Origin of the sequence: Thermobifida alba (assembly GCF_023208015.1) — a bacterium.
Lineage (GTDB): Bacteria > Actinomycetota > Actinomycetes > Streptosporangiales > Streptosporangiaceae > Thermobifida > Thermobifida alba.
Window position 1 is genome coordinate 1,899,482 of record NZ_CP051627.1, and the last position, 15,954, is coordinate 1,915,435.

A 15,954-nucleotide genomic window follows, 5' to 3' on the forward strand; every position below is an offset into this window, starting at 1 on the left:
AAAACGGGCCCGGCGTGGTGCCGCACCGGTCGTAGGGGGCGGAAGAATGGGGGTATGCGCGCCAGTCGCCTGCTCTCCCTGCTCCTGCTGCTGCAGAACCGCGGCCGGTTGACGGCCGCCCAGCTCGCCGCCGAACTGGAGGTCTCCGAACGCACCGTCTACCGTGACGTGGAGTCGCTCAGCGCCGCGGGCATCCCCGTCTACGCCGAGCGCGGGGCGGGCGGCGGCTATCGGCTGGTGGACGGCTACCGCACCCGGCTCACCGGGCTCAGCGGCGGCGAGGCCGACTCGGTGTTCCTGGCCACGGTGCCGCAGGCCGCCGCGGAGCTGGGGCTGGGCGCGGAGATGGCCGCCGCCCACCGCAAGATCCTGGCGGCCCTGCCCGAGGGGGTGCGGGAACGCGCCCAGCGGGTCCGGGACCGGTTCCACCTGGACGCGCCCGCCTGGTTCCGCGAGCCCGACCGGGTCCCGCACCTGGCCGCGATCGCCTCGGCGGTGTGGGAGCAGCGCGTCGTCGAGGTCCGCTACCGCAGGTGGCGCTCCGAACCGGTGGACCGGGTCCTCGCTCCGCTGGGCGTGGTCCTCAAGAGCGGGCTGTGGTACTTCGTGGCCCTGCCGTATCCCGCCGCCCCCGGGTGCGAGCCCCGCACTTTCCGCGCCGCGCGGGTGGACGGGCTCACCGACACCGGGGAGCGCTTCGCCCGTCCCGACGGTTTCGACCTGGCCGCCTACTGGGAGCGGTGGTCCCGCGAGTTCGAGGCGAGCCGCTACACGGGTACCGCGCGGGTGCTGCTCACTCCCAGGGGCCGGGACCTGCTGCGTGTCGTGCTGCCGCCGGTGCTGCACGGGGCGTTGGAGGCGGCCGAGCCGCAGCCCGACGGCCGGCTGTGCGCGCACGTCCCGTTCGAGTCCGTGGAGCAGGCCGTGGCGCAGTTCATCCAGTGCGGCCCCGACGCCGAGGTGGTGGAGCCGGTGGAGTTGCGGGAGGGGGTGCTGGCGCAGGCGCGCGCCACGGTCCGCCGCTACGCGGACTGACCGGCCGGGGCGTCCTCGACCAGCGCGTGCCGTCGTTTCCAGGCGACCACCAGCACGAACGACACGGTCACCAGCAGCGTCCAGGAGCCGAACTTGCTGAGTGAGACCATCGTCCAGGTCTCGGCCTGGTCGGGGTAGCGCCAGGCGCCCAGCAGGGTGGCGAGGTTCTCGGCGAGCCACAGGAAGAACCCGATGAGCACGAACGACAGCGCCAGCGGCATCCGGTAGCGGGTCCGTCCCACCGTGAAGTACACCCACGTGCCCCAGGTCACCGCGAGCACCGCCACCGCGAGCAGGGCGCGCAGGTCCGGCAGCCAGTGGTGGGCGAAGAAGTTGAGGTAGACGACGGCGGCCACGACCGCTGTCGCGGCACGCCGGTAGCCGGTGAGCCGCAGGTCGAGCAGCCGCCAGGCGCGGGTCACGTAGCTGCCGACCGCCGCGTACATGAACCCGCTGTACAGCGGGACACCGCCGATCTTGGTGAGGGCGGGCTCGGGGTAGGCCCAGGAGCCCATCTGCACCTTGAACAGTTCGAAGGCGAGCCCGACCGCGTGGAAGCCGAGGATCGCCAGCAGTTCCCGGCCGCTTTCCAGGCGCAGTGCCCAGAACACGGCGGTCACCGCGGCCAGATAGACCAGCAGTGCGTCGTAGCGAGCGAGCGGCAGCGGCAGCACCGTGGACAGGCCCAGTCCGAGGAAGACGCATCCCGCGAACGCGCACGCCCCCGCCTGGGCCAGGCCGAAACGGGTGAACTGCGCGAGGAGCCGTCCGGCCCGGCCGCGTGCCTCGACCCGCTCCAGCACCGTCTCCAGCGGTTGCCACCGTGGTGCCACCGGGCCTCCTCCGCCGTGTCGGGCAGCGTCGGGGCAGCACCCTAGCGGAGCGGTCCTCCCGCACCGGGGTTCTGGCCTGTTGCGGCCAGTGCGCGGCCCCGCTCCGGGGGCGGGGGCTGCCCTCCGCGCGCGGCGGGCGGTGGCCGGCGGCGGTCGGCCCCGCTCCGGGGGCGGGGGCTGCCCGGTCAGCCGAAGAACCCGAAGTACCACAGTGCGCAGTTGGTGCCCAGGATGGCGGCCGCGGCCAGCATCACTCCGGTCACGAAGCCCGTGCGCAGGCAGCGGACCAGGTACTCCGCCGACACGACGTTGTTGAGCAGGAAGTAGCCGAGGTACAGCGCCTGGAAGAACCCGTCCATGGTCAGCAGTCCCGGGTAGTACCAGCCGTTGCCGGTGTAGAACTCGGTGGTGGCGAACCACTCCCAGGCGATCGAGGCGCCCCAGCCCAGCGGGATCTGGATGATCGGGATGATCAGCAGCGGGAGCAGTTTCACGAAGCTCCACAGGCTCGGCTGGTCGGCGACCCGGGAGGGGCGGTGGGCGCGGCGGGCGTACTCGCGTTCGGCGCGCAGCCGTTCCCGGTGGGCCAGTTCGGCTTCGCGGCGGCGCTGCTCCTCGTAGCGCTGCCGCTCCAGTTCCTCGGCGCGGCGGCGCTCCTCCTCCTGCTGGCGCATCAGTGCTTCGCGGCGGCGCAGTTCCTCGCGTTCGCGGCGGCGCTGCTCGTCGGCGGGGGAGCCGCGGTACAGGTCGGCGTAGGCGTCGTCGCGGGACGGCGGGGTCGCGGGCGGCATCGCCGCGGTCGGCGGCGCCTGGTGGCCCTGTCCGTAGACAGCGGTGGGCGGGGTCTGCGCCCCGGTCTGCTGGCCGTGGACGGCGGTCGGCGGCAGCCCGTCGACCGGTCCGGGGGCCGCTCCCAGCACCGAGGTGCGCTGCTGCGGGTCGACGCCGTCGCCGTGGGGGACGGCCCGGGTGGGCTGGTCGTCGCCCAGCACCTCCGTCGCGGAGTATCCGGCGCTCTGCGATCCCAGCACGGCGGTCGCGCCGCCGTCGGCGGTGGGCGACGCCCCGCTCAGCGCCGCGTTGACCTGGGCGACCCGCTCCTGGATGCCGCGCATGAACACCGGCGGCAGCCAGGAGGATCCCGCGGGCACGTCCCCGAGCGCGTCCAGCACCTCGCCGGGCCCCGGACGGTTCCGCTCGTCCTTGGCCAGGCAGGCCGCCACCAGTCCGCGCAGCGTCGCCGGCACCGACGACAGGTCCGGTTCGTGCTGCAGGACCCGCATGACCATGGTGGGCATCGCGCCCTCGCCGAACGGCCCGACCCCGCCGGCCGCGTACACCAGCACCGCCCCGTAGGCGAACATGTCGCTCTTGGGGGTGAGCGGGGCGCCCTGGATCTGCTCGGGCGACATGAACCCGGGGGTCCCGATGATCGACTGGGTGGCGGCGGTGCCCTCGGTGGCGCGGGCGATCCCGAAGTCGATGACCCGCGGCCCGTCCTCGGCCAGCAGCACGTTGCCGGGCTTGAGGTCGCGGTGGATCAACCCCACCCGGTGGATCTCGGTGAGCGCCTCGGCCAGGCTCGCGGCCAGCACCCGCAGGCTCGGCTCCGGCAGCGGGCCGTGGTCGCGCACCGCCTGGTCCAGCGGCAGCGACGGGACGTAGGAGGTGACCAGCCACGGCACCTCGCCGTCGGGGTCGGCGTCGATCACCGGGGCGGTGAACGCGCCGCTGACCCGGCGGGCCGCGGTGACCTCGCGGGCGAACCGCTCCCGGAACGACTGGTCGGCGGCCATGTGCGGGTGGATCCGCTTGACGGCCACCGGCCTGCCGGCCGCAGAGCGGCCGAAGTACACCTGGCCCATGCCTCCGGCGCCCAGTCGTCCGATCAGCCGATAGCGGCCGATCCGTTCCGGATCGCCGTTCTCCAAGGGGCCCACGTTGACCTCCGCTGTGCGCCGTGCCATCCCAACGTCTGCGATAGTAACGAAACCGGCGGCCTGCTCCGGGCGGGTCCGGGCGCGGCCCCCGCCGGCGGACACCGCCGCGGCGGCCGTGCCCGGACCCGCCCCGCACGGCCCTACCGCACGTCGGTCTCGATGTGCGTGCACAACCAACGGTATTCGGCGTAGACCACCCGCAGCGCCAGCGCGCGGTGCCGCTCACCGTAGCCGACGACGCCGCTCACCTCCGCGACCCCCGGTTGGGAGCCGTCCAGCCACACCGCGCGCAGCCGGGGCCGCTGCCGCGTCGCGTAGCAGCCGGCCCGCAGCAGCAGGCTCCGGTGGGCGCCCTCCGACAGCCACGGGCGCAGCTGTTCGGGGTCGCGCTGGCCGGCCAGCACCTCGGCGACGAGCTGGGTGAAGCGCGGCAGGTCCCGCTCGGGGCGGACACGGCGGCGGGCGGGACAGGCGGGGACGCGCCGTTTCCGGCGCCCGTGGCGGTGGTCGTCCGCGGTGATCGTCATAACGCCTCCTTCGGATCGGCACCGGATCTCAGGGGGATCCGTCATCTGTTCCAGAGTCGCCACCCGCCCCGTTCGACCATCCGAATCTGGTTTTCCCGCTCCTGCGGCCCGGCCGCGGCGGCCACCGCTTCCCGATCTGTCCTCTTCCGTACCCCCGCCGTTATCCCGGCCTCGTCATACTGGTCGGGTGAGTGACGCCTATCTCGCTTCCCCCGTCCCCATCGGCCTGGCCCACCGGGGCGGCTGGCCCACCGATCCGAGCGGGCGGGTCCGCACCGACCTGGAGAACACCGCGCTGGCCTTCGAGCACGCGGTGCGCCTGGGCTACCGCTATCTGGAGACGGACGCGCGCGCCACCGCCGACGGGGTGCTGCTGGCCTTCCACGACCCTGTCCTGGACCGCGTCACCGACCGCACGGGCACCGTCGCCGAGCTGCCCTACGCGCAGGTGGCCCGGGCCCGGGTCGGCGGCAGCGAGCCGATACCGCTGCTGGAGGACCTGCTGGGTTCGCTGCCCGAGGCGCGTTTCAACATCGACGTCAAGGACGACTCCGCGGTCGAGCCGCTGCGCCGGGTGCTGCGCCGCACCAACGCCTGGCACCGGGTGTGTGTCGGCTCCTTCAGCCAGGCCCGCCTGGAACGGGTACGCCGCACCTTCGACCGCCCGGTGGCCCTGTCCAGCGGTCCGGTGGACGTGCTGCGGCTGCGGGCCGCCTCCCTCGTCCCGCTGCTGCTGCCGCTGGCCCGCCGCGACGTCTCCTGCGTGCAGATCCCGTTGCGGCACCGGGGGTTCCCCCTGGTCTCCCGGGACCTGGTGGCGGCCGCGCACCGTCTGGGCCTGCAGGTGCACGTGTGGACCGTCAACGACCCCGCGCTGATGGAACGCCTGCTGGACGTGGGGGTGGACGGCATCGTCACCGACGACGTGGCCGCCCTGCGCCGCGTCCTGGCCGACCGGGGGCTGTGGCCCGCCTCCCCCACCTCCTTCCCGCAGTAGCAGCCCACCTCCCCGCAGAGTCCGTTCACCCCACACGAGAGAAGCACCGCGTTGTCCACCTCCACCCCGGCCTCCGTGCCCACCCCTTCCGACGAGGCGCGCACCCGCCGTTCCGAGCGGCGCGCCTGGTACATGTACGACTGGGCGCAGTCGGTCTTCACCACCTCCGTGATCACGGTCTTCCTCGGCCCCTACCTGACCGCGCTCGCCGAGGGCGGCGCCGGGGCCGACGGCCGGATCAGCGTGTTCGGCTGGATGATCACGCCCGCCTCGCTCTACCCCTACGCCACGTCCCTGTCGGTGCTGCTCCAGCTGGTGCTGCTGCCCGCGCTCGGGGCCGTCGCCGACACCAGCGGACGCAAGCGGGAACTGCTCGGGGTGACCGCCTACCTCGGCGCGTTCTCCACCATGGGCCTGTACTTCGTGCACGGGGACCGCTACCTGCTCGGCGCGGGCCTGTTCGTCGTCGCCAACGTCGCGTTCGGCGCCTCCATCGTGGTCGCCAACTCGTTCCTGCCCGACCTGGCCTCCGAGGACGAACGCGACGCGGTGTCCTCCCGCGGGTGGGCGATGGGCTACCTGGGCGGCGCCCTGCTGCTCACCCTCAACCTGGTGCTGTTCCTCGGGCACGAGAGCCTCGGCCTGGAGGAGGGGCACGCGGTGCGTATCTGCATGGTGTCGGCGGGCGTGTGGTGGGCGGTCTTCACCGTGATCCCGCTGGCCCGGCTGCGCAACCGGCGCGAGGGGTCGCTGGACGCCCCGGTGCGGAGGATCTCCGTGGGCCGCAGCTTCACGCAGCTGTGGCAGACCGTGAAGAGCCTGCGCGCCTACCCTCGCACCCTGCTGTTCCTGGTCGCCTACGTCCTGTTCAACGACGGCATCCAGACCGTCATCGGGTTCTCCGCGACCTTCGCCGACCAGGCTCTGGGGCTGGACCAGTCCGTGCAGATCGGCACCATTCTCATGGTGCAGTTCGTGGCGTTCGGCGGGGCGCTGCTGCTCGGCGCGATCGCCCGGCGCTTCGGTGCGAAGAAGACCATTCTGGGCAGTCTCGTGGTGTGGACCGCGGTGGTGGCGGTGGCGCCGGTGCTGCAGGAGGGCGCGGCCGCGCAGTTCTTCGCGTTGGGTTTCTTCATCGCGATCGTGCTGGGCGGCACGCAGGCGCTGTCGCGTTCGCTGTTCTCGCACCTCATCCCGAAGGGCAAGGAGGCGGAGTACTTCGGGTTGTACGAGATCAGCGACAAGGGGTCGGCCTTCCTGGGGGCGCTCGTGCTGGGTGTGGTGCTGGACGCCACCGGCGGCGACTACCGGCTGGCGATCCTGTCGATGGTCGTGTTCTTCGTCCTCGGTTTCGTCCTGCTGCTGGTCATCGACATTCCCGCGGCGATCCGCGCCGCGGGCAACCGGGTGCCCGAGAAGCTCTGAGGGGCCGGGCCGCGGGTTCTTCCCCGGTCCGGCCGCTCACGTCCAGCGGGCGAGCAGTCCCTCCAGGGGGTCGGGGCGCCTCTCCTGCCGGGCGGGGACGTGGTAGCGCACGCCGGCCGTCCGGGGTGCGGGGGCGCCGACGCGGGCGCGGCGGACAGCGGCCGTCGGAGCGGGGGCCTCGTCGGCGGCCTCGGGGGCGCCGTAGCGGGCGCCCCGGGCCCGAGGGCGGCCGGTCCGCACCGGCGGCGGTCGCCGCCCGGCGCGGGAGGGGGGCGGCTCCGGTGCGGAGGGGGCCGGTTCGGCGGAGAAGCGCACCGGCAGCGCCGCCGGTGCGTGTACCGCCGGCGGGGCGTGCCGGCGCAGGCTGTGCGGCGGATCGTCCAGGACCGGGCCGAGGCGGTCGACGACGGTGTCGACGGCGGTGACGGCGATCCCGGAGGCCAGCTCCTGGGCGGGGCAGCGGTGCGGTCCGGCCCCCCACATCAGGTGGGCGCGGTTTCCGGCGAGGTCGTCGAGGGTGCGGCCGCGGCGGACCGTCGGGTCGGCGTGGGCGGGGGCGAACCCCAGCACCAGCGGCTCGCCTTTTCTGATGTCGACGCCGCCGATACGCACGTCGCGGGTGGGGCAGCGGGCCTGGAGGGTCTGCAGCGGCGGGTCGACCCACATCACGTAGTCGAGGAAGTCGGTGCAGGGCAGTGCCCCGCACCGGTGGGCCGCGGCGATCTCGGGCCGGGTGAGCAGCAGCCGCAGCGCGTTGCCGACGAGGTGCGCGGTGGGGGCCACCCCGGTCCGCACCAGCGTGTCCAGTGCGGCGGCGGCCTCGGCGTCGGTGAGTCCGACGGGGTGGCGCAGCAGTTGGGAGACGAGGTCGTCGCCGGGGTCGGCGCGGCGGCGTGCCACCAGCGCGGTGGTGTAGCGGTGGAGGTCGGCGGTGGCGCGCGCGGCCGTGGCGGGGTCTTCTCCGTCGCGTGCGGCGCACAGCCGGGCCAGCAGGTCGCCGTACCGTTCGTCCAGTCCGAACAGGGAGTTCAGCACCATCGCGGGCAGCGGCACGGCGTAGTCGGCGACGAGGTCGGCCCGGCCCCGGGGCGCGAAACGGTCGACGAGTGAGGTCGCCAGCGTCCTGGCGGTCTCGGTGAGGCGGCGTCCGCCGACGGCCCGCAGTCCTTCGACGACGGGGGCGCGCATCCGGTGGTGGCGTTCGCCCTCCGCCGCCGGGGCGGAGCCGTTCTCCTCTTCCCGTGGTTGCTGCGGGGCCGTGGTCCACCGGTCGGGGGTGGCGGCGAAGCGGTCGAAGTCGCGGAGCGCGTCCAGGTTCTCGTGGTAGCCGAGCAGCAGCCAGCCGGGCACGCCCGGGGTGATCTCCACGGGGGCCACCGCGCCGAAGCGGGCGCGCAGCTCCTCCCACGGCAGTGGGTGGTCAGGGCGGCGGGTGCCCGTGTGGAGGGGGACGGCCCGGGCGCGGAGGGGGCGGGGTGCGGGCGTGGGGCGGGGGCGGCTGGTACCGGTGCTCATGGCGGCGCTCCTCGGGAGAGTCGGCTTCCCGGACTGTAGGCGCCGAATGTTTCCGGTGTGCTTCCTCGTCGCAACAGGCGGGGTTTTCGGCGCTGCGCCGCGTGGCGCGGGCATTGCGCAAAGTTTCTGCCAAGCTGTTCCGAACTGCGAAGATTCGCTTTCGGTGCGGCGGGTGGGATGGCCCACAATCCTGGGAGCGGCGGGACCGGTGAGGGGACCGGTGTGAAACGGGGCGTCGGCGCACGGTTGGGCTCTCACGGTCCGGGGAATCTTGAGACCGACCGCCGCGTTGATACCCACGAGACCGCAAGAGCGCCTGGAGGCACCCACACGATGGCCGAGCGAGCACTTCGCGGAACCCGACTCGGGGCGACCAGTTACGAGAACGACCGCAACACCGACCTGGCTCCGCGCCAGGAGGTCACCTACGACTGTCCTCGGGGCCATCGCTTCGCCGTCACCTTCGCCTCGGAAGCGGAGATCCCCGCGACCTGGGAGTGTCGTTTCTGCGGGGAGAGTGCGCTGATGGTCGACGGCAAGCAACCGGAGGAGAAGAAGACCAAGCCGACGCGCACCCACTGGGACATGCTGCTGGAGCGTCGCAGCATGGAGGACCTGGAGGAGGTTCTGGCCGAGCGGCTGGAACTGCTGCGCGCCCGGCGCCGCGAGGAGCAGAAGCACATGCGCTCCCTGTCCTCGGAGCGGCGCAGCGCCTGAGTCGTCCGCGGAGACGGTGCGGGGGCGGTACCGACCGCCCCCGCACTGTCGTCTCCGGGGGTCCTGCCCGCCGCGGCTCAGGCGGTGGGGGGCTGCGCGGTGAAGGGGTCGTGGCTGTGTCCGACCAGGTCGGCCACTGATCCGTAGACGGCGGTGGGCCGGTAGGGGAAGAGTTCCGCGGTGGTGGAGTCGGAGATCCCGCTCAGCACCAGGATGGTCTGCATGCCCGCCTCCAGCCCGGAGCGCACGTCGGTGTCCATGCGGTCGCCGATCATCACGGTGTTCTCCGAGTGGGTGCCCAGGGTGCGCAGCGCCGAACGCATCATCAGCGGGTTGGGTTTGCCCACGTAGTAGGGGGCGCGTCCGGTGGCCCTCTCGATGAGGGCGGCGACCGCCCCGGTCGCCGGGAGCGACCCCTCGCGGCTGGGTCCCTTCTCGTCGGGGTTGGTGGCGATGAACCGGGCGCCGCTCTCCACCAGCCGGATGGCGCGGGTGATCGCCTCGAAGCTGTAGGTGCGGGTCTCCCCCAGCACCACGTAGTCGGGGTCGCGTTCGGTCAGGATGTACCCGGCGTTGTGCAGCGCGGTGGTCAGTCCCGACTCCCCGATGACGTAGGCCGACCCGCCGGGCCGCTGTTCCTGGAGGAAGCGTGCGGTGGCCAGCGCCGAGGTCCAGATGGACTCCTCGGGGATGTCCAGTCCGCTGCGCAGCAGCCGGGCGCGCAGGTCCCGCGGCGTGTAGATGGAGTTGTTGGTCAGCACCATGAAGCGGGTGCCGTTGGCGCGCAGTTCCGCGACGAACTGGTCGGCCCCGGGGACGAGGTGCTCCTCCCACACGAGCACGCCGTCCATGTCCATCAGGTAGTTGTAACCGGATTCTTGCATCACGTGCTGATTGTCCCATCACTGTCCACGGGGGTGCGCCGTGCCACGCGGCGGCCCCGGCGGGCGCCGCCGTTCACCCGTTCGCAGTGTTCTCGGGCTCCCAGCGCAGCAGGTCCCCCGGCTGGCACCGGAGGGCCTCGCACAGCGCGGCGAGCGTGGTGAAGCGCACCGCCTTGGCGCGGCCGTTCTTGAGCACCGCCAGGTTGGCGGGGGTGATCCCGACACGGTCGGCGAGTTCGCCCACGGACATCTTCCGTTTGGCCAGCATCACGTCGATGTCGACGACGATCGGCATCAGATCACCTCCGCCAGCTCGGCCCGCATCCGCTCCGCCTCGGCGTCGCGTGCGATGGCCTGGGCGAGCAGTGCGCGCAGCACGAGCACGACGAGTGCGACCCCCACGATCGCCGTGCCGGCCCCGCCCAGCAGCAGGACGATCCCCGGGGGCACGGCCTCGCCCGGCGCCAGGAGGAGTCCGAGGGCGAACACCAGCAGGGCGGCCGCGGTGACCGCGCCGACCACGACGTGCACGTAGCGGAAGGCGGCGGGGGAGAACACGGTTCCGCGCCGCGCCATCGTCAGCAGCCGCCACACGCAGACCAGGACGACCTGGACCGCCACGATGCCCAGGACCGTGATCGCGAGGAGCGGGACGCGCAGCGCGGGGGCCGCGCCGGCCTCCTCCAGGTCGACGGCCAGCAGCGGCACCATCACCGTCTGCACGAACACCGAACCGGCGAGCAGCATCGCGAGCACGGTGCGCAGCGCGAGCACCGTCAGCCTCCCCATCACCCCTCCTTCATCGAACAACGATGGAAATCTATCGATATTCGATAGGTACGGCAAGGGGTGCCCCGTGTCGACCGGCACGGCCGCGCCGCAACGCCCTCCCCTACGGCGAACCGCCGCCTCCCGGGAGGCGGCGGTCACCGTTCCTGTGCCCCGGGCGGCCCCGGGGCGGGACCGTCCCTAGAGCTGACCGGTCTTGAGCGCACGGAGCAGCCCGGCCCACTCCCGGTGCCGGAACTCCAGATGCCCCAGTTCCCGGTGTCGGGTGTCGCGGACCAGCGCCCCGGAGGCCGTCTCGGCGACCTCCACGCACGCGCCCCCGTTGCCCGCGCTGTAACTGGACTTACGCCACTGCTTCCGGAGTTCCACGGAACTGCCTCCTGATCTCGTTCAGCCGGCTCAGCGACCGTTCGGGGGAGAGCGCGACCGCCTGCAGGTCCCCGAACAGCATCGACATGCGCTGCACCTGGGCGGGCTCGTGGATCATGGTCCCCGACACGGCGCTCTCCACGTACAGGACATCCGCTCTGTCCCGGATCGACAGCAGGATGAACATTCCCGCCAACCCCGGGTGCAGCCGGGTGTCCGCCGGTACCACCTGCAACCGGATTCTATGCTTCTCCACCTGGCTGATCAGGTGATCTAGCTGGGAGTTCATAACGACTGGGCCACCGATGGGACTCGTGAGCACCGATTCGGCGATCACGGTCATCATCACCGGGGGCTCGGCGGCCTCCCAGATCCGCTGCCGGCGCATGCGGCCGGCCACCAGTTCGTCGATCTGCCGCGGGGTGGCCAAGGAGTTGGCCGCCTCGATCACCGTCCTCGCGTACTCCTCCGTCTGCAGCAGCCCCGGAACGGCCAGGGGCGCGTAGTCGCGGATCAGCGTGGCCTGGGGTTCGGCCTCCACCAGTTCGCCCAGCCAGTCGGGGTAGGCCTGCCGGTTGCTCAGTTCCACCCACAGCCGCACCAGCTGCCCGGACGCCCTGGTGGTCCGGTCCAGGGCCTCGACCACGTCCCGCCTGGGCCAGTGCGTCCCCCGTTCGAAACAGCTCACCAGCGAGGTGGAGACGTTCACCGCCCGGGCCAGCTGCCCCTGGGTGAGACCGGCGTTGAGCCGGATCCTCCTCAGCTCTGTCCCGAACCTGATCCCCTCAGCGCGGATCTTCCTCTTCACCACGGTTCCACCACTCTCCACCCCGATTTCACCGCCGACCACCCGCCGCGAAGGGAATGGGCAGACCGGTCGGCTCCGCCCCCTCCTGACGTTTGTAACGCGACAGTGGACGTCGGAGAGGGGATTTCGGGATTTCGGCCGCTACCGGCCGGGCCCCGGAGTCGACGCCGACGACCGACAGGGGGGCGAGAGGATGAGCGAACGCAGGGAGGCCGCCAGGCGGCTGTGCCTGGAGTTGGACCGGCTGGGGGTGCGCCCCGTCCCCGACGGGCCGACCATGACCGTCACCGGGGTCATGGACGGCAGGACCCAGACGGTGGCCCTGCGGCCGTTCGACGCCCGGGGACTCATGTGGTGCTTCGTGTGGCCGGGAGTGGAGTCCACCGTCGACCCGGTGCTGCCGGTGGGTGAGGAGCCCGCCCTGGCCCGACGGGTCCACGCGGTGCTGTCCCTGCCGGAGCTGGCCGACTCCGAGCTGTGAGCGCGCCCCGCACTGCGTGTTCGGCGGCGGGGGCGGCTCAGCCGCGGGTGGCCGGCGGGCTGCTTGCCTCCGGACCGTTCTGCTCGGGTTCGTCGTGGATGATGCGGCCCTGCACGACGCGGCCCGCACCGGGCCGCGGGTCGCCGCCGGAAGCGTAGTCGTGCAGGGTGAGCAGGTCGGCCTCCATCTGGGCGCGCATGCGGTCCAGGCGCCGCCGGAACCAGCCGCTGACCACCCAGCGCAGTGCGGGACGGGTGAGGGGCAGCGCCATCAACGCGCCCAGCAGGGCGGTGAGGAACCCGGGGACGGCCAGCAGGACGCCGCCCGCCAGCAGCATCAGCGTGTCCAGCAGGTCGGCGCGCGGTTCGGCGCCGGTCCGCAGCGACCGCTGGGCGTCGGCGTAGGCGCCGCGCCCGGCCCGGCGCACCACCAGCACACCGGTGACGCTCAACGCGCACAGCGCCACGATCGTCCAGGTGACACCGATCTGCCCGGCCACCAGGATCATCAGCCAGATCTCCAGGAACGGCAGCGCCATCAGCGCGATCACGGTCAACAGCGGCATGGTGCCCCATCCAACGGCCGGGAACGACTCTCCTCCTGACAACGCGGCACGCGCCTTCCGCGTTCCCGCCGCGGCCGACGGGTCCCGCGCGAAATGACGGTCCTGTCACGGCATCGGTGCGATACCGCCGTCTCGGCGGCTCCGAGGAGGTCTTCGGCGAGGTGCTGCGGGGGCGCCGCGCCGAGTTCGTGCTCGCCGCCGAGTTCGGCAGCGGCCTCGGCGGGGCCGACGGCCCGGACCGGGGGGACGCGCGGCTCCCGCCGCTCCGTCCGCGGAGCCGTGGAGCGGTCCCTGCGCCGTCTGCGCACCGACCACAGCGACCTGCACCGAGTTGCACCGCCCCGACCCGTTCACCCCGATCGAGGAGGCCCTGGAGGCCCGCACCGACCCGGTGGTGCGCGAGGGCAGGGTCCGCCACGTCGGCTCCTCCGGCCTCGCCGCCCGGCAGGTCGCCGACGCCGCGTGGCCCGCCCGGTCCCGGGGACCGGTGCCCTTCGTCGGCGCGCAGCACGAGTACGGCCTGCTCGACCGGCGGGTGGAGACCGAGCTGCGGTGCGCCGCCGAGCGTTTCGGGGTGGGCCTGCTGCCGTACTTCCCGTTGGCCGGCGGGCTGCCCACGGGCGAGTACCGGCGCGGCACCCCGCGCCCGCCGACAGCCGGTACGCGGCCTGGGGGATCGGCGACCGGCTCACCGACGCCCGGTTCGACGCGGTGGAGCGGCTCACCCGCCCACGCCGCGGAGCGTTCGCTGAGCCTGCGGGACGTGGCGGTCTCCGCGCTGCTCGCGCGGCCCGCGGTGGGGTCGGTCATCGCCGGGGTCACCAGCGCCGCCGCAGCGCACCGGGAGCCCACCGCCGGGGAGCCGGCCGCCCTGGGCGAGAGCGTGCCGCCCGGCCTCCGGGGGCCCTGACGGCGTGTCCGGCCCGGTGCCGGGGCCGACGGGGCTCAGCCGGCGGGGGCCGCCTCGGTGCCGTGGTGCGCCTCCTGCTCCGCCGGCCGTGTGCCGTCCCGGCCGCGGCGGGCGCGCACCAGCGCGGCGGCGACCGCGCCCAGGCCCAGCAGGGTCAGCGCGGTCTCGGGCAGCGCGCCGAGCCGGGTGGCCGGGGTCAGGCCGCGCATCGCGGGGACCTCGGCGACGTGCACGGCCGCCTCCGCCTCCGGGGAGCGGTAGCGGACCCGTCCGTGTTCGTCGACCACGGCGCTGATGCCGCTGGTGGAGGCCACCACGGCGGGCCTGCCGTGCTCCACGGCGCGCAGCTGGGTGATGGCCAGCTGCTGGGCGGACTGGCCGGTGAAGTTGTAGTTGGCGTTGTTGGTGGGCACCACGATGACCTGTCCGCCCGCGGCCACCGACTCGCGTACCGGCAGGTCGAAGGCGACGTCGAAGCAGATGACGGCGGCCACGGTGGTGCCGTTGAGGTCCAGTGCCCCGGGTTCGGTGCCGGGCACGGCGTCGCTGCCGATCTGCTGCAGGCGGGTGACGACGGTGGCGAACACGTCCCGGAAGGGCACGTACTCGCCGAAGGGCACCAGGTAGCGCTTGGTGTAGTAGTCGCCCGGCCCGCTCCCGGGATGCCACACCACGCTGCGGATCTCCCGTTGGCTGCCGTCGGGGCTGTAGCGGGTGATGCCGAACAGCAGCGGCACCCCGATGTCGTCGGCCGCGGCGGAGATGAGGGCGGCCGCCTGCGGGTCGGCGTAGGCGTCGATGTCGCTGGCGTTCTCCGGCAGCACCACCAGGTCGGGTTGGGCGACCTCGCCCGCGCGCACCAGGCGCGCCAGTTCGTGGACGCCCTCGACGTGGTTGCGCAGCACCTGCATGCGTTCGCCCAGGATGTCCATCTCGCCCACGTTGGGCACGTTGCCCTGGACGAGGGCGACGGTGGCGGTGTGGTCCTCCTGCAGTGCGGTCGCGCGCAGTGCCAGGGAGCCGCCGAGCGGGACGAGCACGGCCGCGGCCAGGCCGGCCAGGAGCGGGAGCAGCAGGCGGCGTGCTGTCGCGCCGGTCCGCGCCGACCACAGCGCGCGGGCCGCGGCCACCAGGGCTGCTCCGGTCAGCGCGACCATGAAGGTGACCAGCGCGGAGGAGCCGAGCGCGGCGTAGCCGGCGAAGGGCGTGTCGGGTTGGCTGAAGGCCAGTTTGCCCCACGGGAAGCCGCCGAGGGGGAAGCGGGCGCGGCAGAACTCCTGGGCCACCCACAGCGCCGCGGTCCACAGCGGCCAGCCCGGCAGCCGGGCGGCCAGGGCGAGGCCCGCGGCCATGGGGACGAAGTAGACGGTTTCGGCCGCGGCGATGACCAGCCACACGTCGAGGCCGAAGACCTTCTGCCAGTGGATGAGCGGAACCATCAGGGAGGCTCCGGAGACCGCGCCGAGCCAGGCGGCCCTGCGGGGGCGCACGCCGTGGACCGCGGCCAGCAGCAGGGCCGGGCCCAGGACGGCCAGCGGCCACAGTCCGTACGGTTCCAGGGCGGCGAGTTGGGCCAGTCCCGACAGTGCGGCGGCCAGCACGCGGAGAAGCAGGGTCACGCGGAAAGCCTACGGGGTGGCGGAGGGGTCGGGGAATGCGCGGGAGTGCGGGGAGCGCGGAGAAAGGCCCGGACACCCTTCGGACCGGTTCCGTCCCGTAGGCGGCGAGCTCGGAGACCGTTGTCTACTGGATGTTCGGGCCTTTTCCGGGTCCAACCCCCCGCCCGGCCGCGGTGTACTGGCCCTCCCACGCCGTGCGCCGAACCTGGTGCGTGGCGCGGCGTCCGACGCGCGAGTCTCCAGGCCGCGGACCGGTCCGTCCAGCGCTGGACTGGCCGTCAGCCTACCCAGACTCACACACTCGTCCACCACCGTGCGTGCTCGTGTGTCGGCTCGCGGTGGCGTGGACGGTGTACGGCTGTCGCAGCCGCCGGTCCGGGTTGACGGCGCGTGCCAGGCTAACGCAACGCCGCCGATGACGCCAGTCCTTGTCGATTCGAAAAAATCGATCATTTCGATCAGCAAATCGATCAGATTTTACAGACGGGTAGACAAATCGATCAGCCTGGTGTTCGATTTGAGAGACACACCGATCCACCA

At 73.0% G+C, this 15,954-nt stretch carries 17 protein-coding genes; 6 read left to right on the plus strand and 11 right to left on the minus strand.

Translation table 11 applies throughout. From position 1 onward, the window contains the following. The first annotated feature begins 54 nt into the window (after positions 1-54). Positions 55-1,035 carry a helix-turn-helix transcriptional regulator gene (locus FOF52_RS08375; RefSeq protein WP_248593260.1) on the plus strand — a complete coding sequence of 327 codons (981 nt, stop codon included), beginning with the start codon at positions 55-57 and terminating at the stop codon, positions 1,033-1,035. On the opposite strand, the gene FOF52_RS08380 is transcribed toward FOF52_RS08375, so the two are convergent. From FOF52_RS08380 to FOF52_RS08390, 3 genes are all read right to left on the minus strand, one after another. Beyond that, the gene (locus tag FOF52_RS08380; RefSeq protein ID WP_248593261.1) at positions 1,023-1,868 is read right to left on the minus strand and encodes a DUF817 domain-containing protein; all 846 of its coding nucleotides are present in this window, start codon (positions 1,866-1,868) and stop codon (positions 1,023-1,025) included. The genes FOF52_RS08375 and FOF52_RS08380 overlap by 13 nt on opposite strands. A gap of 185 nt (positions 1,869-2,053) precedes the next feature. After that, the gene (locus FOF52_RS08385) at positions 2,054-3,835 is read right to left on the minus strand and encodes a serine/threonine protein kinase (RefSeq protein ID WP_248593262.1); all 1,782 of its coding nucleotides are present in this window, start codon (positions 3,833-3,835) and stop codon (positions 2,054-2,056) included. A 113-nt stretch (positions 3,836-3,948) separates the two neighbouring features. Further along, positions 3,949-4,335: an Rv3235 family protein gene (locus tag FOF52_RS08390; RefSeq protein ID WP_248593263.1), complete on the minus strand. Its 387-nt coding sequence runs from the start codon at positions 4,333-4,335 to the stop codon at positions 3,949-3,951. Positions 4,336-4,522: 187 nt separating this feature from the next. Here FOF52_RS08390 and FOF52_RS08395 point away from each other — a divergent pair, with 187 nt between their 5' ends. Both FOF52_RS08395 and FOF52_RS08400 read left to right on the plus strand, forming a co-directional pair. After that, entirely contained in the window at positions 4,523-5,332 is an 810-nt protein-coding gene (locus tag FOF52_RS08395; protein WP_248593264.1) for a glycerophosphodiester phosphodiesterase family protein, read from the plus strand. A gap of 51 nt (positions 5,333-5,383) precedes the next feature. Continuing rightward, entirely contained in the window at positions 5,384-6,757 is a 1,374-nt protein-coding gene (locus FOF52_RS08400; protein ID WP_248593265.1) for an MFS transporter, read from the plus strand. A gap of 36 nt (positions 6,758-6,793) precedes the next feature. Here the strand turns inward: FOF52_RS08400 and FOF52_RS08405 are convergent, their stop codons facing one another. Continuing rightward, entirely contained in the window at positions 6,794-8,272 is a 1,479-nt protein-coding gene (locus tag FOF52_RS08405; protein WP_248593266.1) for a cytochrome P450 family protein, read from the minus strand. 333 nt (positions 8,273-8,605) lie between these two features. On the opposite strand from FOF52_RS08405, the gene FOF52_RS08410 reads away from it, so the two are divergent. Further along, complete coding sequence (locus FOF52_RS08410) at positions 8,606-8,989, plus strand: RNA polymerase-binding protein RbpA (RefSeq protein ID WP_248593267.1); 384 nt, start codon at positions 8,606-8,608, stop codon at positions 8,987-8,989. A 77-nt stretch (positions 8,990-9,066) separates the two neighbouring features. Here the strand turns inward: FOF52_RS08410 and FOF52_RS08415 are convergent, their stop codons facing one another. The 5 genes from FOF52_RS08415 to FOF52_RS08435 form a co-directional block, all read right to left on the minus strand. Beyond that, entirely contained in the window at positions 9,067-9,846 is a 780-nt protein-coding gene (locus FOF52_RS08415) for an HAD-IIA family hydrolase (protein WP_248593792.1), read from the minus strand. Between the two features lie 100 nt (positions 9,847-9,946). Then, entirely contained in the window at positions 9,947-10,168 is a 222-nt protein-coding gene (locus FOF52_RS08420) for a helix-turn-helix domain-containing protein (protein WP_248593268.1), read from the minus strand. Further along, positions 10,168-10,662 (minus strand): DUF2975 domain-containing protein, encoded by a 495-nt coding sequence (locus tag FOF52_RS08425; RefSeq protein ID WP_248593269.1) that lies wholly within the window; start codon positions 10,660-10,662, stop codon positions 10,168-10,170. The genes FOF52_RS08420 and FOF52_RS08425 overlap by 1 nt, the downstream gene beginning before the upstream one ends. A 180-nt stretch (positions 10,663-10,842) precedes the next feature. After that, complete coding sequence (locus FOF52_RS08430) at positions 10,843-11,031, minus strand: DUF397 domain-containing protein (protein ID WP_248593270.1); 189 nt, start codon at positions 11,029-11,031, stop codon at positions 10,843-10,845. Continuing rightward, the gene (locus FOF52_RS08435; RefSeq protein ID WP_248593271.1) at positions 11,006-11,839 is read right to left on the minus strand and encodes a helix-turn-helix domain-containing protein; all 834 of its coding nucleotides are present in this window, start codon (positions 11,837-11,839) and stop codon (positions 11,006-11,008) included. Before FOF52_RS08435 ends, FOF52_RS08430 begins: the two co-directional genes overlap by 26 nt. 193 nt (positions 11,840-12,032) lie before the next feature. Between FOF52_RS08435 and FOF52_RS08440 the strand changes: the two genes are divergently transcribed. Beyond that, a complete protein-coding gene (locus tag FOF52_RS08440; protein ID WP_248593272.1) occupies positions 12,033-12,320 on the plus strand; it encodes a hypothetical protein in 288 nt (95 codons plus the stop codon). Positions 12,321-12,357: 37 nt separating this feature from the next. Here the strand turns inward: FOF52_RS08440 and FOF52_RS08445 are convergent, their stop codons facing one another. After that, positions 12,358-12,885 carry an FxsA family protein gene (locus tag FOF52_RS08445; protein WP_248593273.1) on the minus strand — a complete coding sequence of 176 codons (528 nt, stop codon included), beginning with the start codon at positions 12,883-12,885 and terminating at the stop codon, positions 12,358-12,360. Positions 12,886-13,216: 331 nt separating this feature from the next. Here FOF52_RS08445 and FOF52_RS08450 point away from each other — a divergent pair, with 331 nt between their 5' ends. Then, positions 13,217-13,795, plus strand: a complete 579-nt coding sequence (locus tag FOF52_RS08450) for an aldo/keto reductase (RefSeq protein ID WP_248593274.1) — start codon at positions 13,217-13,219, stop codon at positions 13,793-13,795. Between the two features lie 35 nt (positions 13,796-13,830). Here the strand turns inward: FOF52_RS08450 and lnt are convergent, their stop codons facing one another. Beyond that, positions 13,831-15,414, minus strand: a complete 1,584-nt coding sequence (gene lnt, locus FOF52_RS08455; RefSeq protein WP_248593275.1) for an apolipoprotein N-acyltransferase — start codon at positions 15,412-15,414, stop codon at positions 13,831-13,833. Positions 15,415-15,954 lie beyond the last annotated feature (540 nt).